The sequence below is a fragment of the Pseudomonas sp. NY15437 genome (assembly GCF_048068435.1).
Classification (GTDB): domain Bacteria; phylum Pseudomonadota; class Gammaproteobacteria; order Pseudomonadales; family Pseudomonadaceae; genus Pseudomonas; species Pseudomonas nitroreducens_B.
The window spans coordinates 75,089-95,296 of record NZ_JBLUQC010000005.1 but is presented as its reverse complement, the minus strand read 5'-3'; the positions used below and the strand labels follow the sequence as shown (position 1 = coordinate 95,296).

Annotated in this window: 21 protein-coding genes; 12 read left to right on the top strand and 9 right to left on the bottom strand. The window is 67.2% G+C overall.

Annotated elements, in window-relative coordinates; translation table 11 throughout:
• Positions 1–49 precede the first annotated feature (49 nt).
• From ACNFIA_RS13700 to ACNFIA_RS13675, 6 genes are read left to right on the top strand one after another with little or no spacing between them, the layout of a single operon-like run.
• A complete protein-coding gene (locus tag ACNFIA_RS13700) occupies positions 50–721 on the top strand; it encodes an RDD family protein (RefSeq protein ID WP_416785614.1) in 672 nt (223 codons plus the stop codon).
• A complete protein-coding gene (locus ACNFIA_RS13695) occupies positions 718–1,704 on the top strand; it encodes a stage II sporulation protein M (protein WP_416785612.1) in 987 nt (328 codons plus the stop codon). The genes ACNFIA_RS13700 and ACNFIA_RS13695 overlap by 4 nt, the downstream gene beginning before the upstream one ends.
• Positions 1,691–3,286, top strand: coding sequence for a DUF4129 domain-containing protein (locus ACNFIA_RS13690; RefSeq protein WP_416785609.1), 1,596 nt, complete (start codon positions 1,691–1,693; stop codon positions 3,284–3,286). The genes ACNFIA_RS13695 and ACNFIA_RS13690 overlap by 14 nt, the downstream gene beginning before the upstream one ends.
• Entirely contained in the window at positions 3,283–4,569 is a 1,287-nt protein-coding gene (locus ACNFIA_RS13685) for a DUF4350 domain-containing protein (protein ID WP_416785607.1), read from the top strand. The genes ACNFIA_RS13690 and ACNFIA_RS13685 overlap by 4 nt, the downstream gene beginning before the upstream one ends.
• Positions 4,566–5,576, top strand: a complete 1,011-nt coding sequence (locus tag ACNFIA_RS13680; protein ID WP_416785605.1) for an AAA family ATPase — start codon at positions 4,566–4,568, stop codon at positions 5,574–5,576. Before ACNFIA_RS13685 ends, ACNFIA_RS13680 begins: the two co-directional genes overlap by 4 nt.
• Positions 5,573–6,901, top strand: coding sequence for a DUF58 domain-containing protein (locus ACNFIA_RS13675; RefSeq protein WP_416785602.1), 1,329 nt, complete (start codon positions 5,573–5,575; stop codon positions 6,899–6,901). Before ACNFIA_RS13680 ends, ACNFIA_RS13675 begins: the two co-directional genes overlap by 4 nt.
• Positions 6,902–7,537: 636 nt before the next feature.
• On the opposite strand, the gene ACNFIA_RS13670 is transcribed toward ACNFIA_RS13675, so the two are convergent.
• From ACNFIA_RS13670 to ACNFIA_RS13660, 3 genes are all read right to left on the bottom strand, one after another.
• The gene (locus tag ACNFIA_RS13670) at positions 7,538–7,897 is read right to left on the bottom strand and encodes a PilZ domain-containing protein (protein WP_259757264.1); all 360 of its coding nucleotides are present in this window, start codon (positions 7,895–7,897) and stop codon (positions 7,538–7,540) included.
• 60 nt (positions 7,898–7,957) lie between these two features.
• On the bottom strand, positions 7,958–8,380 hold the full coding sequence (locus ACNFIA_RS13665) for a DUF4124 domain-containing protein (RefSeq protein ID WP_259757265.1): 423 nt from the start codon (positions 8,378–8,380) through the stop codon (positions 7,958–7,960).
• Positions 8,381–8,478: 98 nt separating this feature from the next.
• Positions 8,479–8,847 carry a hypothetical protein gene (locus tag ACNFIA_RS13660; RefSeq protein WP_259757266.1) on the bottom strand — a complete coding sequence of 123 codons (369 nt, stop codon included), beginning with the start codon at positions 8,845–8,847 and terminating at the stop codon, positions 8,479–8,481.
• 99 nt (positions 8,848–8,946) lie between these two features.
• On the opposite strand from ACNFIA_RS13660, the gene ACNFIA_RS13655 reads away from it, so the two are divergent.
• The 3 genes from ACNFIA_RS13655 to pyk all read left to right on the top strand — a co-directional run bounded on the left by ACNFIA_RS13655 (position 8,947) and on the right by pyk (position 12,316).
• On the top strand, positions 8,947–9,771 hold the full coding sequence (locus tag ACNFIA_RS13655) for an outer membrane assembly lipoprotein YfiO (RefSeq protein ID WP_259757267.1): 825 nt from the start codon (positions 8,947–8,949) through the stop codon (positions 9,769–9,771).
• Between the two features lie 91 nt (positions 9,772–9,862).
• Positions 9,863–10,771 (top strand): universal stress protein, encoded by a 909-nt coding sequence (locus ACNFIA_RS13650; RefSeq protein WP_416785599.1) that lies wholly within the window; start codon positions 9,863–9,865, stop codon positions 10,769–10,771.
• Positions 10,772–10,864: 93 nt separating this feature from the next.
• Positions 10,865–12,316: a pyruvate kinase gene (gene pyk, locus ACNFIA_RS13645; protein WP_259757269.1), complete on the top strand. Its 1,452-nt coding sequence runs from the start codon at positions 10,865–10,867 to the stop codon at positions 12,314–12,316.
• A 553-nt stretch (positions 12,317–12,869) separates the two neighbouring features.
• Here the strand turns inward: pyk and ACNFIA_RS13640 are convergent.
• From ACNFIA_RS13640 to ACNFIA_RS13630, 3 genes are all read right to left on the bottom strand, one after another.
• Positions 12,870–13,643 carry an enoyl-CoA hydratase-related protein gene (locus tag ACNFIA_RS13640; protein WP_416785596.1) on the bottom strand — a complete coding sequence of 258 codons (774 nt, stop codon included), beginning with the start codon at positions 13,641–13,643 and terminating at the stop codon, positions 12,870–12,872.
• A gap of 89 nt (positions 13,644–13,732) precedes the next feature.
• The gene (locus ACNFIA_RS13635; protein ID WP_416785594.1) at positions 13,733–14,671 is read right to left on the bottom strand and encodes an iron-sulfur-binding ferredoxin reductase; all 939 of its coding nucleotides are present in this window, start codon (positions 14,669–14,671) and stop codon (positions 13,733–13,735) included.
• A complete protein-coding gene (locus ACNFIA_RS13630) occupies positions 14,664–15,791 on the bottom strand; it encodes a diguanylate cyclase domain-containing protein (RefSeq protein WP_416785591.1) in 1,128 nt (375 codons plus the stop codon). Before ACNFIA_RS13630 ends, ACNFIA_RS13635 begins: the two co-directional genes overlap by 8 nt.
• 262 nt (positions 15,792–16,053) lie before the next feature.
• Between ACNFIA_RS13630 and ACNFIA_RS13625 the strand changes: the two genes are divergently transcribed.
• The gene (locus ACNFIA_RS13625; protein ID WP_416785588.1) at positions 16,054–17,577 is read left to right on the top strand and encodes a fumarate hydratase; all 1,524 of its coding nucleotides are present in this window, start codon (positions 16,054–16,056) and stop codon (positions 17,575–17,577) included.
• Positions 17,578–17,883: 306 nt separating this feature from the next.
• On the opposite strand, the gene ACNFIA_RS13620 is transcribed toward ACNFIA_RS13625, so the two are convergent.
• The 3 genes from ACNFIA_RS13620 to ACNFIA_RS13610 form a co-directional block, all read right to left on the bottom strand.
• A complete protein-coding gene (locus tag ACNFIA_RS13620; protein ID WP_416785586.1) occupies positions 17,884–18,186 on the bottom strand; it encodes a ribbon-helix-helix domain-containing protein in 303 nt (100 codons plus the stop codon).
• Positions 18,187–18,217: 31 nt separating this feature from the next.
• Complete coding sequence (locus ACNFIA_RS13615; protein ID WP_416785583.1) at positions 18,218–18,802, bottom strand: DJ-1/PfpI family protein; 585 nt, start codon at positions 18,800–18,802, stop codon at positions 18,218–18,220.
• An 89-nt stretch (positions 18,803–18,891) separates the two neighbouring features.
• Positions 18,892–19,470 carry a DUF2846 domain-containing protein gene (locus tag ACNFIA_RS13610; protein WP_416785580.1) on the bottom strand — a complete coding sequence of 193 codons (579 nt, stop codon included), beginning with the start codon at positions 19,468–19,470 and terminating at the stop codon, positions 18,892–18,894.
• A 187-nt stretch (positions 19,471–19,657) separates the two neighbouring features.
• Here ACNFIA_RS13610 and ACNFIA_RS13605 point away from each other — a divergent pair, with 187 nt between their 5' ends.
• Together ACNFIA_RS13605 and ACNFIA_RS13600 are read left to right on the top strand one after the other, a co-directional pair.
• Positions 19,658–19,927 (top strand): CopG family ribbon-helix-helix protein, encoded by a 270-nt coding sequence (locus ACNFIA_RS13605; protein ID WP_416785578.1) that lies wholly within the window; start codon positions 19,658–19,660, stop codon positions 19,925–19,927.
• On the top strand, positions 19,918–20,205 hold the full coding sequence (locus tag ACNFIA_RS13600) for a type II toxin-antitoxin system RelE/ParE family toxin (RefSeq protein WP_416785575.1): 288 nt from the start codon (positions 19,918–19,920) through the stop codon (positions 20,203–20,205). The genes ACNFIA_RS13605 and ACNFIA_RS13600 overlap by 10 nt, the downstream gene beginning before the upstream one ends.
• Positions 20,206–20,208 lie beyond the last annotated feature (3 nt).

Genomic DNA, 20,208 nt, shown 5'->3' with positions numbered 1-20,208 from the left:
CCCAGCAGACTTTTCATCCCCCGCGCCCGTCCTGGATACCCGCTACCACGTGGAGACTCCGGAAGGCATCGACCTGCTGCTGCGTCCCGCTGGCGTCGTCCCCCGTGCCCTGGCCTACCTCATCGACCTGGGCATCCGCGTCCTGCTGATGGTCGCGCTGTTCATGCTGCTGGCCTTTCTCGGCGAACTGGGCACCGGCCTGGGGCTGATCCTCACCTTCATCATGACCTGGTGGTACATGGTCCTGTTCGAAGTGCTCAACCAGGGCCGCTCGCCCGGCAAACAGATGATGGGCCTGCGCGTGGTGCACGACGACGGCACGCCGATCGGCTGGTCCGCCTCGCTGCTGCGCAACCTGCTGCGCTTCGCCGATATCCTGCCGTTCGCCTACACGCTCGGCCTGCTCAGCTGCCTGTCCAATGCCGCCTTCAAACGCCTGGGGGATCTCGCCGCCGGCACCCTGGTGATCTACCGCGACCCGCCGCCCAGCCGCCCCCACGTGCCGGACTCCCCGCCCGAACTCGCACCCTGGCCGCTGAGCCTTGAAGAACAGCGCGCGCTGATGAGTTTCGCCGAGCGTGGCACGCAACTCTCCGCCGCGCGCCGCGAGGAGCTGGCCGGCATTCTCGCGCAACCGCTGGGCGTTGCCGCCGACCAGGCCGAGGCGCGCCTGAACCGCATCGCCAGCGGCTTGCTCGGCAACGGGACGGGCCACCCATGAAGCAGGCCTTTTTCGAACAACGCCACCAGGACAGCTGGAAGCGCTTCGGCAAATGCCTGGAGCAACTGGAAGGCGGCAAGCGCCAGCAGACCGGTGAAAAAACCGACACGTTCGCCGCCGACTACCGACGCATCTGCCAGCAACTCGCCCTGGCCCAGGAGCGCGGCTACAGCAGCCACCTGATCGACCAACTGCAGCAACTCGCCATGCGCGGGCACCAGCAGTTCTACCGCCACCGCAGCCACCTGGGCGCGCGCATCCTGGCCTTCCTGATCGCCGGCTTTCCGCGCCTGGTGCGCGAGGAATGGCGCAGCATCGCCATCGCCAGCCTGCTGTTCTACGGCAGCCTGCTGCTGATGGGCGTGCTGGTCTATCACTTCCCCGACCTGGTCTACAGCGTCATGGCGCCGGAGCGGGTTTCCGAGATGGAGTCGATGTACTCGCCCGAAGCCACGCGACTGGGCCCGATGAGCACGCGCGACGCCGGCGATGACTGGCAGATGTTCGGCTACTACATCATGAACAACATCGGCATCGCCTTTCAGACCTTCGCCAGCGGCCTGCTGTTCTGCGTCGGCAGCCTGTTCTTCCTGCTGTTCAACGGCCTGATGATCGGCACGGTAGCCGGCCACCTGACCCAGGTCGGCTACATCGAGACCTTCTGGTCCTTCGTCATCGGCCACGGCGCCTTCGAGCTGACCGCCATCACCTTCTCCGGCGCCGCCGGCCTCAAGCTCGGCTGGGCGCTGCTCGCCCCCGGCCGCCTGAGCCGCCTGGAAGCGCTGCGCCAGGCCGCCGCCCGCGCCGTGCAATTGATCGGCGGGGTGATCCTGATGCTGTTGATCGCCGCCTTCGTCGAGGGCTACTGGTCGTCCATGACGCAGTTCTCGGCCACCGTGAAATACCTCGTCGGCGCCGGCCTGTGGCTGCTGGTGGGCAGCTACTTCCTCCTTGCCGGACGGAGCCGACATGCGCCTGACTGACGCCAGCGTCGCCATCCGCCCGCGCAGCGCCTGGGAAGCGCTGGACCTCGGCATCCTCCTCGCGCGGCGTCACGCCGGCGTGCTGATGGCCAGCTGGGCAGCCGTCACCTTGCCGGTGTTCGTGCTGCTCTCGGTGCTGCTGTGGAACTACTCCAGCTGGGCGATCCTGATCTTCTGGTGGCTCAAGCCCGCCTTCGAACGCCTGCCGCTGTACATCCTGTCGCGCTCGCTGTTCGGCGATACGCCGACCGTGAAGGAAGCGCTCCGCGCCTTCCCCGGCCTGCTCAAGACGCAACTGCTGCCCAGCCTGCTCTGGCGGCGGCTGAGCCCGACCCGCAGCTTCGACCTGCCGGTACTGCAGCTCGAAGGCCTCACGGGCCAGGCGCGCAGTCAGCGCCTGGTGGTGCTCGGCCAGCGCAATGCCGGCGGCGCCACCTGGCTGACCATCGTCGGCATGCATTTCGAGCTGGCGCTGTGGCTGGGCCTTTCCGCGCTGATGTACCTGATGCTGCCGCAGCAATGGGTGGACGACTGGAAATGGCAGTCGCTGATCAGCGTGGCGCAGGGCGACTGGGCGTGGCTCGAGCACGTCAGCAACCTGATCTACGCGCTGCTGCTGGTCGTCTGGGAGCCGGTGTACGTGGCCTGCGGCTTCACCCTCTACCTGAACCGCCGCACCGAGCTGGAAGCCTGGGACATCGAACTGGTGTTCCGTCGCCTGCGCCAGCGCCTGGTCGGCAGCGCCTACGCCCTGCTGCTGGTGGTCGCCGGCGCCCTCGCCCTGCTGCCGGCCCATGACGCCCTGGCCGCCGGCACGCAAACCGGCAGCCAGGCCAGCCACAGCTGCCCGCTGCCCGACCAGAACCCCGATGGCCCGCAGGGTGCGCGGCTGACCCAGCAGAAGCTCAACAGCGAAGATTCGCGCAGTGCGGCGCAAAAGATCCTCGCCGCACCGCCCTTCAAGAACAGTGAAACGGTCACCCGCTGGCGTCTGCATGAAGAGGAGCAACAGAAGAAGCCGGCCGACCCGGACGAAGCCAAGCGCCTGAAGCACTTCTTCGAGGCGCTGGAAAACTGGAAGGCCTTCAAGTTCGCCGCGCAGGGTATCGAAGTGCTGCTCTGGGGCCTGCTGTTCACCCTGGTCGCCCTGGTCATCTGGCGCTACCGCGAATGGCTGCGGCTGTTCGTCGGCCGCATCGGCCTGCCGCAGAAACCGCACCGCGAAGCGCCCAGCGTGCTGTTCGGGCTGGACCTGGCGCCGGAAACCCTGCCCAGCGACGTCGCCAGCGAAGCCGAGCGCCTGTGGGACGAGCAGCCCCGCGCCGCCCTCGGCCTGCTCTACCGCGCCCTGCTCAGCCGCCTGCTGCACGACTTCCGCGTGCCGCTGCGTGAATCCACCACCGAAGGGGAAGTGCTGCAGCGTGTGGCCGAACTCAACGACCCGCCGCTGGACAACTTCGCCCACAGCCTGACCCAGCAATGGCAGGCGCTCGCCTATGGCCACCGCGCGCCCCAGGCCGGCCTCAAGGAACAGCTGTGCGGCGAATGGCGCCACCTGTTCGGCCGCGAGGTGCCGGCATGAAGCGCGGCAACCTCGCCCTGCTGGTCCTGCTCGCGCTGCTGGTGCTCGGCGGCATCGGCTACTACCTGTACCGCAACCTCGAGCCCTACACCGAGACCCTCGAGCACGGCGCCTCGCCCGAGGCCCGCGCCAACCCCTATCTCGCCGCCGAGATGTACCTGCGCGGCCGGGGCATCCACGTGACCACCGCCCGCGGCATGGAAGTGCTGGACCATCTGCCGAGCCAGGGCCAGACCCTGATCCTGCTGGGCACCCGGGAGAACGTCACACCCACCCAGAACGCCCGTCTGCTCGACTGGGTCAAGCGCGGCGGCCACCTCATCGTCACCGCCGAAAGCCTGTGGGACGAGGAGGAAGGCAAGAGCGGCGACCTGCTGCTGGACCAACTGGGCGTGCAACAATTCCTCACGGCTGACCTGAAGGACAAGGACGAGGAAAAAACGGCGCCGTCCGACGAGCCATCGTCCGATGCGGCCGACGCCTCTCCACAGCACGATGCCAAGCCGGAGGTGGAAGACGAGCACCCGGACCAGGCCTCCAGCGCTCCCGACAGCGAGGCGACGGAGGCCGATCCCTACCCGAACCTGACCAAGCTCTACCTGGAGAACGAAAAGGCGCCGGCCTACATCGACTTCGACACCGACTACCACCTGTTCGACTCGAAGAACCTGGCCTATGCCTGGGCCAACAGCGGCGACTCCACCCACCTGCTGCAACTGCAGCAGGGCCAGGGGCTGATCACCGTGCTCACCGACAACTGGATCTGGCAGAACGGCGAACTCGACGCCTACGACAACGCCTGGCTGCTCTGGTACCTGACCCAGGACAGCGCCGTCACCCTGGTCTACCGGGCCGACGGCACCAGCCTGTTGACCCTGCTGCTGCGCTACTTCCCGCAGGCCATGCTGGCCGCCGCCCTGCTGCTGGTGCTGCTGCTCTGGCGCAACGGCCTGCGCCAGGGGCCGCTGCAACCCAACCCCGATCGCAGCCGTCGGCAACTGGAAGAACACCTGCGCGCCGGCGCCGACTTCAACCTCCGCCAGCGCGGCCAGCTCGCCCTGCTGCAGGGCCTGCAACGTGACGTGATGCGCCGGGCGCGGCAACGCCAGCCCGGCTTCGACCGCCTGCCGGTCGCCGAACAATGGCAAGCTCTGGGCCGCATGACGCGCATGTCGGTCAGCGCCATCAGCCAGGCCATGCGCCCCTACCCGCAACAGCGCATGGCCGTCGCCGAATTCACCCGCCAGGTCGCGCACCTGCAAAGCCTCAGGAATGCCCTATGAGCGAACAGACGCCTGAACCGTCCAGCCCCACCGCACCCAACGCCGCCGCCCAGCGCCAGCGCGCCAGCCAGTTGGCCCAGGCGCTGCGCCACGAACTGCAGAAAGCCCTGATCGGCCAGCAGGTGGTGATCGACGACGTGCTCACCGCCCTGCTCGCCGGCGGCCACGTCCTCATCGAAGGGGTTCCCGGCCTGGGCAAGACCCTGCTGGTGCGCGCCCTCGCCCGCTGCTTCGACGGCGGCTTCGCGCGCATCCAGTTCACCCCCGACCTGATGCCCAGCGACGTCACCGGCCACGCGGTGTACGACCTCGCCACCGAGCAGTTCAAGCTGCGCAAGGGCCCGGTGTTCACCCACCTGCTGCTGGCCGACGAGATCAACCGCGCCCCGGCCAAGACTCAGGCCGCCCTGCTGGAAGTGATGCAGGAGCGCCAGGTCACCCTCGAAGGCCGCGCCCTGCCGGTGCCGCAGCCGTTCATGGTGCTGGCGACGCAGAACCCCATCGAGCAGGAAGGCACCTACCCGCTGCCCGAGGCCGAGCTCGACCGCTTCATGCTCAAGCTGCGCATCGACTATCCGCTGGAGGCCGAGGAGCAGACCCTGGTGCGCCAGGTCACCCGCTCCGCGCGCAGCGACATGCTCGACGTGGCGCCGATGCGCGCCCTGCTCAAGGACAAGGACGTGCTGGCGCTGCAGAAGATCGCCGCCGACCTGCCCATCGACGACCAGGTGCTCGACTACGCCGTGCGCATCGCCCGCACCACCCGCAACTGGCCGGGTCTGGCGCTGGGCGCCGGGCCGCGTGCGTCCATCGCCCTGGTGCGCTGCGCCAGGGCCCGCGCCCTGCTGCGCGGTGGCGATTTCGTGGTCCCCGACGACGTGAAAGGCAGTGCCCTGGCGGTGCTGCGCCATCGCGTGCGGCTGTCGCCGGAACTGGAGATCGAAGGCCTGTCGGTGGATCAGGTGCTGCAACAGTTGCTCGACCAGGTACCGGCGCCGCGCGTATGAAGCCCTCGCGCGCGCTGCTCGCGCTGCTCGGTGTCCTGCTGGCGCTGGCCATCGCCCTGGGTGCGGCGCAGGCGCTGGATTCAGGCTCGGCGCTGCTCGGCCGTGTCTGGTGGGGCGCGCTCTGCGCGCTGGCGCTGCTGGCGCTGGCCGATGCCCTGTGGCTGCGCCGCACGCCTTCGCCGACCGTGCGCCGCCAACTGAGCGGCAACCTGCCGCTGGGTCGCTGGAGCGAGGTGCGCCTGCACTTCCAGCATCGCTACGCCCAGCCCCAGCGCATCACGGTGTTCGACCACCTGCCCGCCGGCATGGCCTTCGAGTACCTGCCGCAGACCGTCGAGCTGCACCCCGGCGAGCAGACCGAGCTAGGCTATCGCGTGCGCCCGCTGTCACGCGGGCATTTCGTCTTCCCGCGCTGCGAGATCGAGCTGTCCAGTCCGTTGCGTCTGTGGAAGGGCCGGCGCTACCTCGAACAACGCGACGAAACCCGCGTCTACCCCGACTTCGCCCGCCTCTACGGCGCCGAACTGATGGCCGTCGATCACTGGCTCAACCGCATCGGCGTGCGCGCCGGGCAGCGCCGCGGCCTGGGCCTGGATTTCCACCAGCTGCGCGAATTCCGCGACGGCGACACCCTGCGGCAGATCGACTGGAAGGCCACCGCGCGCAAGCGCACGCCCATCGCACGCGAATACCAGGACGAGCGCGACCAGCAGATCCTCTTCCTGCTCGACTGCGGCCGGCGCATGCGCAGCCACGACGGCGATCTTTCGCACTTCGACCATTCGCTCAACGCCAGCCTGCTGCTGGCCTACGTCGCCCTGCGCCAGGGCGATGCGGTGGGCCTGATGACCTTTGCCGGCGACCAGCCGCGTCACCTGCCGCCGGCCAAGGGCAGCGCCCAGCTCACCGCCCTGCTCAACAGCGTCTATGACCTGCGCAGCAGCCAGCGCCCGGCGGACTTCCCCGCCGCCGTGCAGGCCGTGCTGACGCGCCAGCGCCGCCGCGCGCTGGTGGTGATCGTGACCAACCTGCGCGACGAGGACGACGAGGAACTGGTGGCGGCGGTGAAGCGCCTCGGCCGCCAGCACCGTGTGCTGGTGGCGAGCCTGCGCGAGGAAGTGCTGGACCGCCTGCGCCAGGCCCCGGTAGAAGGTTTCGAGGATGCACTGGCGTACTGCGGCGCGGTGGATTACCTGAACGCCCGCGCCGGGCTCCACGAGAAGCTGGCAGCCCACGGGGTGCCGGTGCTCGACACGCGACCGAGCCAGCTGGGGCCGGAACTGATCAGCCGCTATCTGGGCTGGAAGAAAGCGGGCGCGCTGTAGGGCGAATAACGCCTCTGGCGTTATCTGCCGTCTTGTTCGGAGTTACTGCGCCGCTTCGGCGTGTGCTGAGAGATTTTGTTTCGCCCCCTCGGGCGAGTCCCTTTTGTGGACCCAAAAGGAACCAAAAGGTCTTGCCCCTGCATCCGGGTCCCGCTTCGCGGGACTCCCCTCGCTCCATCGAAGTTTCAGGGGCACGCTGCGATGGGCCATCCCTGGCCCTTCGCAGCTCTCGCGGCATCCATGCCGCTCAACCCCCTGAAACTCCGATTCCACTCGGCCTCCTGAAGGGGCGCCCCGGCTCGCGCGGATGTTTCGCTGGAAACCGCTTTGGCTTTTCGCTTTTCGTAGGAGCGAGCTTGCTCGCGAACCGCACAGCATCGATGCGGCCTGAGCACTATTCGCGAGCAAGAACTGGAAGCCCCCTCGTTCCCACAGGTTGGCCGTCTGCAAGAGGATAAGAAGGAACGCAGGGCGTACAACCGTTCGCGATTGTACGCCCATAAGCCGATTTCAGCCGCCGATGACAGGGCCAAGCTCGGAGTGCTTGGGGATCGAGGTCACAGCTTGTTCTTACGGCGGGAATATCCCAGCGTCCTGCCTTCCACCACCGCCAGATCGGTCAGCGCATCCTGCGCTTCAGACCGACTCCACCTGCCGGCGAAAACTGAAATAACGGCGTAGCGCATCCACCAGCTCGACGTATTCCATCGGCGGCGCGGCCAGGCTGAAGCCGGAGTCGTAGTGGCCCGGATTGACGTCTTCGCGGCACCACTGGCAGGTGGCGGCGAACTCGATCAGTTGCAGCTTGCCGTCGTGCCCCGGGATCTTCAGGCGCATCTCGAAGCGGCCACCCACCAGCATCGGCAGCTGGCTGATCAGCAACAGTCCGTCCAGCGACACGTTGCCCAGGTAGCCCATCGGTTTGTCGGTGATGCTGTTGAACACCTTCAGGTAGTAGGGCAGCTGATGGCGCTCGATATGTCGTTGATGACGCATAATGGCGTTTCGCTATGAAATATCGTCCAGTATGACGATGCCGCCCCGGCAGGGCCAGTCCTAACGACAACCTTCCGCCAGTCGTGCGCTGAGCGCCTGACGAGCGGCGTCGAGCTGTGCATCGCTGTAGTAAGTCCGTTCACCACTGCCGTCCTGCGTGAAGTACCGCCCGCCATGACTGAGCGACTCCAGGTCATGGCGCCAGTTCGCGCACTGCTGGTCCAGCTTGGCCTGCTGCTCCGCCGCCTGGGTCTGGGCGGCAGTGCTTTCGTCTCGACGCGCGTCGTAGAAACGGCGGGTGCGTTCTTCCCGCTCGCGGGTCGCCGCATCACGCTCGACCACCTGCGGCTTGACCTCGACACGTTGCGCCCCGGGCGGCGGTGTTTCGCTGAAGTGCACCTTTCCCTGAGCGTCGGTCCAGCGGTAGATATCCGCCGAAGCCAGCAGGGGGAAACACCAGGCGCAGAGCCACAGGGCGCGCATTCGAACCTCCTTGCAAGGAGCACTGAAGAGATTAGCCAGCTATGGGCGGCGCTCAAGTCGACTCGTGACCGTCGGTCCGGCGGCGGTCACGGCGACCGTCACCGCACGGGCGGATCGAGGCGCAGGTCGTTGGGCAGGCGGCCGTTGAGGCGCAGCGTTTCCAGTCGCGCCTTGGCCCGGTAAGCGTACTCGCTGGTGGGGTAGCGAGCGATGATGAACTGGTAGGTCTGCGCCGCATCGACGTAGAACTTCTCGCGCTCCAGGCACTGGCCGCGCAGCATCGAAATCTCCGGCTGCATCCAGGGCCGCGCGCGGGCCTTGCGCTCGGTTTCCGAGAGTTCCAGTTGCACCCGCTGGCAGTCGCCGTTCTTGTAGGCGCGGTAGGCATTGTTCAGGTGATAGTTCATCGACCAGCTGGTGCAGCCGGTAACACTCAGCGCCAGCAGCGCGAGGAAAAGGGTTCGCATGGGCATATCCTCCGTTGGGAAGTGTATCGGCCCGTCTTGGCCGTACTGTAGCCCGCCACTAGACTCACGTGGACCTCGCCCTGGCGCAAAGGAGCTGCCATGCGTTTCGCTCACGCCCTCTCGACCGCCCTGCCGCTCGCCGTGCTGCTGCCCTGGCTCGCCGCCTGCGCGCCGACCACGCCGCTGTTCGTCGCCCAGGTCACCACGGGCGAAGTGGCCGAGTACAAGCAACTCAAGAACAAGCGCATGACCGCCGCCGTGGAAGAGGAAGGCGACCTGCTGACCTACAGCGCCCAGGCCATCCGCGACGGCAAGAGCAGCGACGCCGAAAAGCTCTACCTCACCGGCTACGACAACACCCGCTACAGCCCGGAAGTGCGCGCCATCGCGCTGTACCAGATCGGCCTGATCTACATGAGCCGCTACAACGACCAGCGCGACGACCAGAAGGCGCTGGACTACTTCCAGCGCATCGACCGCGAATTCCCCGGCACCAAGGCCGCCGAACACGCCGATGCCCGCCAGCTGATCATCCGCCAGCGGGCCAAGGAGCCGGTGCACAAGACCGCCAAACAGCTGCTGGCCGACTGGCAGCCGCAGTACAACCTGGACCTGAACAAGCCGACCCTCGACCCGGACATGACCCTGCTGTCGCGCCGCGCCGTGCTCAAGGACCGCGTCGACGAGGCCGCGCAGCTCTACCTGCTGGGCGCCAACGACCCGGCCATTCCGCCGGACATCCGCGAGAAGGCCCTGTACCAGCTGGGGCTGATGTACATGGCGCCGGACAACCCGCACCCGGACCGCGAGAAGGCCATCGCCTACCTGCGCCGCCAGCTCGCCGAATTCCCCCGTGGCGAACTGGCCGAGAAAGGCGCCCGCCACCTGGACCGCGCGCTGAACCAGACCTCGCCGCGCCGCTGACGGCACACGCCGCGCACCGCTGAGCCAGGTCAAGGCGCGCGGCCGGCGCCAGTGTCTACGCTTGCTCTGCATTGAGCGCGAGGACACCGCCATGAAGCTGCAGCACCTGCTCGTCATCATCGACCCGCCCCGCGTCGACCAGCCTGCCCTCACCCGCGCGCGCTGGATCGCCCAGCGCTGCGGCGCGCGCCTGGAGCTGCTGGTCTGCGAGTACAACCCTGCGCTGGACAACGCCCTGCTGCTGGATCGCGGCGATCTCGACGCCGCCCAGTGCAACCTGCTGGACGAACGCCTGGCCTGGCTGCAGCACCTGGCCGAACCGCTGCGCGCCAGCGGGCAGGACGTGCAGTGCCAGGTGCGCTGGGGCAAGTCCCTGCACCAGCAGGTCGTGCTCCACTGCGAGCAGACCACCCCCGACCTGGTCCTCAAGTCCGCGCGCCACCACAACCTGCTCAAGCGCCTGTTCCTCACCAACAACGACTGGCAGCTGATCCGTCACTGCCCGCAGCCGCTGTGGCTGGTGCAGCACGGCGAATGGGCCGGCAACAACCTGTGCGCCGCGGTGGATCCCGTGCACGCCGGCGACGCCCCGGCCGCGCTGGATCACCGCCTGATCCAGGTGGCCCGCGAACTGGGGCAGCGCCTGCAGCTCGACGACCATTACTTGCATGCCTACATGGCCCTGCCGCACACCCTGGCGTTCAATGCCGAACTGCTGGCCGACTACGATAACTACGTGCTGCGCACCGAGGCCCACCACCGCGACGCCTTCGACGCCCTGCTGGCGTACTACCCCGAGATCGACCGGCAGCGCACGCGGTTGGCCCAGGGCTTCGCCGAGGAAGTGATCCCCACCTACGTGAAGGAGCAGGCCATCGACCTGCTGCTGATGGGCGCCGTCGCCCGCGGGCAGCTCGACAACGCACTGATCGGCCAGACCGCCGAGCGGGTCTTCGAAGAAGTCGAATGTGATCTGCTGGTGATCAGACCGCTCACCTGAAAGAGTCACCTGAAAGAGAGTAAGATGGCGCCCTGGCCGTTCCGGACCTACTCCGGGAGCGGCCTGACCGCTGCTTTCCCCTAGGAGTCCCGCATGTCCCTTCGCCGCACCAAGATCGTCGCCACCCTCGGCCCAGCCAGCAATTCCCCCGAAGTCCTGGAGCAGCTGATCCTCGCCGGGATCGACGTCGCCCGCCTGAACTTCTCCCACGGCACGCCCGACGAACACCGCGCCCGCGCCCAACTGGTGCGCGACCTCGCCGCCAAGCACGGCCGTTTCGTGGCACTGCTGGGCGACCTGCAGGGACCGAAGATCCGCATCGCCAAGTTCACCAACAAGCGCATCGAACTGGCAGTCGGCGACACCTTCCGCTTCTCCACCAGCCACCCGCGCACCGACGGCAACCAGCAGGTGGTCGGCATCGACTACCCGGACCTGGTGAAGGACTGCGGCGTAGGCGACGAACTGCTGCTGGACGATGGCCGCGTGGTCATGGCGGTGAAGGAAGTGAAGGCGGACGAACTGGTCTGCGAAGTGCTGATCGGCGGCCCGCTGTCCGACCACAAGGGCATCAACCGCCGTGGCGGCGGCCTCACCGCGCCGGCCCTGACCGAGAAGGACAAGGCCGACATCAAGCTGGCCGCGAGCATGGACCTGGACTACGTCGCCGTGTCCTTCCCGCGTGACGCCAAGGACATGGAATACGCCCGCCGCCTGCTCACCGAGGCCGGTGGCACCGCCTGGCTGGTGGCCAAGATCGAGCGCGCCGAAGCCGTGGCCGACGATGAAGCGCTGGACGGCCTGATCCGCGCCAGTGACGCAGTGATGGTGGCCCGTGGCGACCTCGGCGTGGAAATCGGCGATGCCGAGCTGGTGGGCATCCAGAAGAAGATCATTCTGCACGCGCGCCGCTACAACAAGGCCGTGATCACCGCGACCCAGATGATGGAGTCGATGATCCACAACCCCATGCCGACCCGCGCGGAAGTCTCCGACGTGGCCAACGCCGTGCTCGACTACACCGACGCCGTGATGCTCTCCGCCGAATCCGCCGCCGGCGAATACCCGGTGGAAGCGGTCAAGGCCATGGCGCGCATCTGCGCCGGCGCCGAGAAGCACCCGACCACCAAGAAGTCCAGCCACCGCCTGGGCCAGACCTTCGAGCGCTGCGACGAGAGCATCGCCCTGGCGGCGATGTACACCGCCAACCACTTCCCCGGCATCAAGGCGATCATCTGCCTGACTGAAAGCGGCTACACCCCGCTGATCATGTCGCGCATCCGCTCCTCGGTACCGATCTTCGCCTACTCCCCGCACCGCGAAACCCAGGCCCGCGTGGCGCTGTTCCGTGGCGTGGAGACCATCCCGTTCGACCCGGCCGCCCTGCCGCCGGAGCGTGTCAGCCAGGAAGCCGTCGACGCGCTGCTGCAGCGTGGCGTGGTGACCACCGGTGACTGGGTGATCCTGACCAAGGGCGACAGCTACACCGCCCAGGGCGGCACCAACACCATGAAGGTGCTGCACGTGGGCGACCTGCTGGTCTGACCCTGCCGTGAGTGAAAAACGAAAAGGCCGCCTTCGGGCGGCCTTTTCGTTTCTGATGCAGCGCTGTACCCGTAGGAGCGAGCTTGCTCGCGAACCGGGCGCTCCGGCAATTCTACGGCTGGGCTGTTCGCGAGCAAGCTCGCTCCTACGAAGAGCCGCTCGCCAGATTCCGCTGGCAGTTCACTTCTTGCTCAATCGGCTTCAAGGCTCGTGGTGCCTGGCCTGCAGCGGTTGCACCAGAGGTTATCCACAGGGCCTTCCACATCGACTGTGGGCAACCGGCAGGGCATCGCTCAAATACCGCACAATCCCCTACAGGCCACGCCGGGCGTGGGTTCGACGGGTTGCCCCAGAGCTTATCCACAGCGCGTTCCACAGATTGTGTGGGAAACCTTGCAGAGGTGCGAACTCCGTCCGCGCTGGCTTCCGACGCGATGTGAACCTATCGCGGACGAAGTCCGCTCCTACGTCATCGGTGAAATCGAATTCCCCTGTAGGAGCGGGCCATGCCCGCGATTCGCGCGCAAGGCGCGCTCCTGCACAGTAGCGCCGCTCAAAGGAACCTGGAGAAATCCGGCTGGCGACGCTGGGTGAAGGCGCTCAGCGCTTCGTGGGCTTCGGGCGAATGCAGGCGCTGCACGAAGTGCTGGCCCTCCTCCGCCACCACGCGGCGCAGTTCCTCGATGAAGGGCGCCTTGAGCAGGCGCTTGCTCAGCGCCACCGCCGCTGGCGGCAGCTGCTGGAAGGCCTGGCAAACCTCGCGGGCACGCTCCAGCGCAGCCGCGCCGTCCGCCAGCGCTTCGTTGGCGATGCCGTAGGCCACCGCCTGCTCGCCGGTAAAGCCCTCGCCGCGCAGCAGCAGGCTGGAGGCCTTCACCGGGCCGACCAGGCGCGGCACGAGGAAGCTGGAGCCGAACTCCGGGCACAGGGCGAGGTTCACGAACGGCATCTTCAGCTTGGCGCCCTTGGCGATGAACACCTGGTCGCAATGCAGCAGCAAGGTGGTGCCGATGCCCACGGCCGGGCCGGCGACGGCGGCGACCACCGGCTTGGTGAACTCCATCAGCGCGCGCATGAAGCGGAACACCGCGCTGTCCGGGCCGCTCGGCGGCTCCTGGAGGAAGTCGACGATGTCGTTGCCGCTGGTGAAGCACTCGGCGTTGCCGGTGATCAGCACCACGCGCACGGAGCGATCCTCCTGCGCCGCCTCCAGGGCATCGGCGAGACCGGCATACATCGTGCGGGTCAGCGCGTTCATCTTGTCCGGGCGGTTCAGGCGCAGGGTCAGCAAGCCGTCTTCGCGCTCGACGAGAATCTGTTCGCTCATGGCAATTCCTTGTTCTTATTCAGATGGGGCGACCGCTTGGGTTCCCTTTCAACACCTTGCCCGATGCGCAGCAGGTGTCGAACGGGCCCTCAGGCGTGGGGCAGGAACACGTCAGCCAGCGTCTGGCCACGGGGCACGCCGCAGAGGTAGAGGCGGCGTGCGAAGGCATCGACGCTGGCGGGATGGCCGCAGAGTAAGGCGAGGGTTCGCCGGGAAACAAGCCGGAGTTGCGCCAAAACCGCGGCCGACTCGGCCGTGGTCATCAGCGTCACCTCCAGCTCCGGGTGGCTGGCGGCGAGGGATTGCAGGGGTTCGGCGAGGTAATGGGCGTTGCCGTCATGGGCCTGGTGAATGACCCGGATCGGCCCGCTGTGATGCTGCCGCAGCGCTTCGCGCAGCACGCCCCAGAGCGGCGCCAGGCCCGTGCCGGACGCCATCAGCAACAGCGGCCGTTCGTGCCATTCCGCATCGTAATGCAGCGCGCCGCCGCGCAATTCGCCCAGGCGCAGGCCGTCGCCGACCTTCAGGCCACGGGCGAAATCGGCGAAGGCGCCGCGCTCGCGGCAATCGATATGGAACTCCAGCCAGGGATCGAGGCCCGGCACGCTGGCCAGGGAATACGGCCGCGCGACCCCCTCGGCGCTCCACAGGATCAAGTGCTGCCCGGCGCTGTAGCGCAGCGGGCGTTGCGGGATGAGGCGCAGGCGCAGCACGTCCGCGGAGGGCCAGTCCAGTTCGGCGACCGTGGCCGGCAGGCCATCGCGCTGCGGGTCGAAGGTTTCCACCGCCACGTCGCCGATCACCCGGCACTGGCACGACAGGCGCCAACCCTCGGCGCGGCGCGCCGGGTCCAGCGCAGCGGGCAAGGCATCCTCGACTTCGCCTTGCGCACAGCGCACCAGGCAGGCGTGGCAACTCCCGGCGCGGCAACTGTAGGGCACGGCAATGCCGGCCCCGCGCAGGGCATCGAGCAGGTTGACTCCGGGGCTGACCGAAAAGCGTTGCGATCCGGCCCGTATCTCAGGCACGCGTCCACTCCCATGCGGCATCGCAGCGGTCACGTCCGCTGCGTTTCGCACGGTAGAGCGCCTGGTCGGCCCGTTGCAAGGCCTCGTCGAGATCATCGTTGGCCCCGAGCAGGGTCATGCCCGCCGACAGGCTCAGGGTTTCGATATTCACCCCCACCGGCTCCGCCGCCGCATAGGCCACGCGCAGGCGTTCGCAGCAGGAGGTCAGGCGGTCGGCGTCAGCGTCGGGCAACAGCAGGACGAACTCCTCGCCGCCGTAGCGCGCCAACACGTCGCCCTCGCGCAGGCAGGCCCGCGCCACGGCGGCGAAGGTCTGCAGCACGCGGTCGCCGGCCGCGTGGCCGTGAACGTCGTTGATGCGCTTGAAATGGTCGAGGTCGATCAGCGCCAGGCCATGGCGCTGGCCGGGGCGCATTTCTTCCAGCGCGCGACCGGCCAGGCGCAGGAAGTGCCGGCGGTTGAACAGGCCGGTGAGTTCGTCGGTGGCCACCAGGTCCTCGAGCTGGCGCATCATGCCGCGCAGGGTGTCCTGGTGCGCCTGCAGCGCATAGCGGCGCTGGCGCATGCGCTGGCGCAGCGACTGCACGTAGCCGGCGAACAGGCTCAGCCAGGTCAGCACGATGAACAGCACCAGCAGTTGCAGCACGGCCTGGGCCGGCAGTTGCAGGCGTTGCTGGAAGGCTTCGTGGAGGTTGAGGCCAGCGAAGGCGATGAAGGCCAGCGCCGCGCAGCGGGCGAACACCCGCGGCTGCAACTGGAACACGCCAAACAGCAGGATGAGCACGTAGAGCACCATCAGCGTGCCGCGCGCGGTGTCGACGTTGGCCAGGAACAGGGTGTGCCAGACCACCGCCACCAGTACCTGCGGCTCGGTCATGCTGGGATCGGCGAAGCGCTGGTTGCGCCCGCTGAGGAACAGCCAGGCGAACACCAGCTGGCTGCCGGCAACCAGGAGGGTGCAGGCCAGCGCGAAACTGACGGGGGCGCGGTAGAACTCGCCGAACACGGCCAACCACAACAGCAGAAGCGCCAGGGCATAGGTCCCAAGGGCCATGCCGAATCGCCTGATGAGTAGTTTTTGTAAGGCGTGCTGCTTCAGAGGTGGTTTCAGCGTGCTCATGGGGCTCCGTCCCGTAATGGCACCTGGCCTTCACTGTACTCTCAAAGTGCCCCAGTGCCTAGCCGACCGGAATGTGGGCGCAGCGCGCAACGCAAGCAAGAACGCGCGGATCGCCTGGGACCAAGGTCGGATCGCTGGCGGGTGCGCGGCGAGCGGCCGCAGCGGTATACTACGGCGCCTTTTTTCGCCGCAGCCGTGTCGGCGAATTCCCGATGTAACAGGCTGTACGCCTGTACTACCCGCCTGAAGAGGACCGTGCTCCATGGCCGTGATCAAGCAAGACGACCTGATCCAGAGCGTCGCCGATGCCCTGCAGTTCATCTCCTACTACCACCCGGTTGATTTCATCCAGGCCATGCATGAGGCCTACCTGCGCGAAGAATCGCCGGCCGCCCGGGACTCGATGGCGCAGATCCTGATCAACTCGCGCATGTGCGCCACCGGCCACCGCCCGATCTGCCAGGACACCGGCATCGTCACCGTATTCGTTCGCGTGGGCATGGACGTGAGCTGGGCCGGCGCCACCATGAGCGTCGACGACATGATTAACGAAGGCGTGCGTCGCGCCTACAACCTGCCGGAGAACGTCCTGCGCGCCTCCATCCTGGCCGACCCGGCAGGCAGCCGTAAAAACACCAAGGACAACACCCCGGCGGTGATCCACTACTCCATCGTCCCGGGCAACACCGTGGAAGTGGACGTGGCGGCCAAGGGCGGCGGCTCCGAGAACAAGTCGAAGATGGCCATGCTCAACCCGTCCGACTCCATCGTCGACTGGGTGCTCAAGACCGTTCCGACCATGGGCGCCGGCTGGTGCCCGCCGGGCATGCTCGGCATCGGCATCGGCGGTACCGCCGAGAAGGCCGCGGTGATGGCGAAGGAGGTCCTGATGGACCCGATCGACATCCACGAACTCAAGGCCCGCGGCCCGCAGAACAAGATCGAGGAAATGCGCCTCGAGCTGTTCGAGAAGGTCAACCAGCTGGGCATCGGCGCCCAGGGCCTGGGCGGCCTGACCACCGTGCTCGACGTGAAGATCATGGACTACCCGACCCACGCCGCCTCCCTGCCGGTGTGCATGATCCCCAACTGCGCCGCCACCCGCCACGCGCACTTCGTGCTCGACGGCTCGGGCCCGGCCGCACTGGAAGCGCCGCCGCTGGACGCCTACCCGGAAATCGTCTGGGAAGCCGGCCCGTCCGCGCGCCGCGTCAACCTCGACAGCATCACCCCCGAAGAAGTGCAGAGCTGGAAACCGGGCGAGACCATCCTGCTCAACGGCAAGATGCTCACCGGCCGCGACGCCGCGCACAAGCGCATGGTCGACATGCTGAACAAGGGCGAAGAGCTGCCGGTGGACCTCAAGGGCCGCTTCATCTACTACGTCGGCCCGGTCGATCCGGTCGGTGACGAAGTGGTTGGCCCGGCTGGCCCGACCACCGCGACCCGCATGGACAAGTTCACCCGCCAGATCCTCGAGCAGACCGGTCTCCTGGGCATGATCGGCAAGTCCGAGCGCGGCCCCATCGCCATCGAGGCGATCAAGGACAACAAGGCCGTCTACCTGATGGCCGTCGGCGGCGCCGCCTACCTGGTGGCCCAGGCGATCAAGAAGTCCAAGGTCCTGGCCTTCGCCGAACTGGGCATGGAAGCGATCTACGAGTTCGAGGTCAAGGACATGCCGGTGACCGTTGCGGTCGACACCCAGGGCGAGTCGGTGCACATCACCGGCCCGGCCATCTGGCAGAAGAAGATCGCCGAGAACCTGGCGGTGGAAGTGCAGTAAGGCCCAGCCTTGTTCGCTGCATGAAAAAGCCCGGCCATGTGCCGGGCTTTTTCATTTGCATCTGTAGGAGCGAGCTTGCTCGCGAACCGGAGTGACGGGGGAGTCCGAGGCTGGGCGGTTCGCGAGCAAGCTCGCTCCTACAAAGGGCACTAAGTGCCCCAGGGTGAGCTTCGGCGTATGGGCCGGCCAATCGCGGATGAATCCGCTCCTACAAAAGCTGGCGACAGCGGTGCTTCATTGTAGGAGCGGGCCATGCCCGCGATCGCGCGCATAGCGCGCTCCTGCAGGTGAAGTCCGGAGCAAGAGTCACGCGCTGCGCGGCACCCGGTTCAGCTCGACGACATTGTCACGGCGCTGGGCGAGGAAGCGCGTGCAGCTCACCCGCAGGAAGGAGGCGAAGTTCACCACCTCCCCGCGGTAGTCCATCACCTCGTCGTAGAGCTTGGCGATCAACTGGTTGGTGGTCATGCCGTCCACTTCGGCGATCTCGCGCAGGATGTCCCAGAACTGGTTCTCCAGGCGCAACGTGGTGACCACGCCACGGATGCGCAGGGATCGGGTGCGCGATTCATAAAGAATCGGGTCGGCCTTTACATAGAGTTCGCACATGGACGGTTCTCCCGCTTGGATGTCGGCCAGTCTACAGGCTGATCTTCGTACCCAGCACCTCGAGGAACTTCGCCAGCCACGCCGGGTGCGCCGGCCAGGCCGGGGCGGTGACCAGGTTGCCGTCGACATGGGCGGCGTCCACCGGGATGTCCACGTATTCACCTCCAGCCAGCGTCACTTCCGGGCCGCAGGCCGGGTAGGCGCTGCACGCGCGGCCCTTGAGCACGCCGGCGGCGGCCAGCAGCTGGGCGCCGTGGCAAACGGCGGCGATGGGTTTCTTCGCCGCGTCGAAGGCCTTCACCAGTTCGATGACCTTGGCGTTCAGGCGCAGGTATTCCGGTGCGCGGCCGCCGGGGATCAGCAGCGCGTCGTAATCCTCGGCGCGCACACCGGCGAAGTCGGCGTTGAGGGCGAAGTTGTGGCCAGGCTTCTCGCTGTAGGTCTGGTCGCCTTCGAAATCGTGGATGGCGGTGCGGATGCTCTGGCCGGCCTTCTTGTCCGGGCAGACGGCATGGACGGTATGCCCGACCATCAGCAGGGCCTGGAACGGCACCATGGTTTCGTAGTCTTCGGCGTAATCGCCGACCAGCATCAGGATCTTCTTCGCGGCCATCATGGGGCTCCTTCTGGCATAGGCCCGCGGGCAGGAAGCGGGCGACAGGAAGAGGTTAGCCAGATGGGCGACGCGCGGGTAATAGGCCGTTACTACATGCCCAGGCGCTGCCAGAAACCGGGCGGCTGGACCTCCTCGCCGCTCGCAGCGATGCGCACCGGCTCCTGCACCTGCCGGGTGGCGGGGATTTCCCGCGAGCCCAGCTCTTTGCCCACCAGTTGCAGCGGGCCGGCGCCCTGGCCGGCGGTGTGCTCGTACTTGGGCGGCGTGTGGGTCTCGTCGTAGCGCAGGTAGTAGACCTCGCCGGCGCGGGCTTCGAGGGTGAAGCCGGCGATCAGGGTGAAGTCCAGGCTGCCACCGGCGAAGAAGGTCCAGAAGCTGCCCAGCAACGGGCGGCGCATCTGCAGCGGATAGCTGCCAGGGGCAAAGCTCAGGGCCAGGTAGCCGTTGCTCGGCAGGCTGCCGATCAGCTCGTTGTTGATGAACAGCCCGGGCGCTTCCAGCTCCTCGTCGGACCACTGGTTCTGCGGCCGGTAGAGGTACACCGTGGCCTGCTGCGCATCCGCCGGCAGCGCGCCGAAGGGCGGGCCATCCACCGCGCCGAAGAACGCGCCGGGCGAACTGCAGCCGGCAAGCAGCAGGAAAAAGGCGCACAGGGCCGCTCGGAGCATGGAAAGTCCCTCTTATGGTTATCCACCGAGCATAACCAGCGCGCCGCGCCTTGCCACCCGTCGAAAGTCCGGGGCGATGGCATCACAGTTACACCTTCCGGCGTCCCACTCATCCTGTCCTGTTTGACACCTGTCCCCGACATACGAAGTATTACCCGGTAGTACCTTTCACTAACGGGATCGGAACATGGCGACTTCAGTCAAACTCGACGAGGACATGCTGGCCCGCATCCGCGAGCTGGCGGAGCTGCGCCAGCGCACCCCGCACTGGATCATCCGCGAAGCCATCGGCCAATACGTGGTGCGCGAGGAACAGCGGGAAAAGCTGAAAAAGGACACCGAGCAGGCCTGGGAACAGTTCCAGGCCACCGGCCAGCACGTTACCGCGCAAGCCGTGGAGAACTGGCTGAACAGTTGGGGCGCTGAGGACGAGCAAGACGCGCCGACATGCAAGTGATCTACGCGCCCGCCGCAGTGCGGGACCTCGAACGCCTGCGCCGTTTCCTGCAAGACACCAACCCGACCGCCGCTCGCCGCGCCGGCCGGGTCATCATCGAGGCCACCCAGGCCCTGGGCGCATACCCGCAGATGGGCCGACTGATCGATGGCCTGCCCGTGGACTTTCGCGAATGGCCCATCGACTTCGGCGACAGCGGCTACCTGGCGCGCTATCGCATCGACGGCGAAACCCTGGTGATCCTCGCCATCCGTCATCAACGCGAAGCCGGCTACTGATCC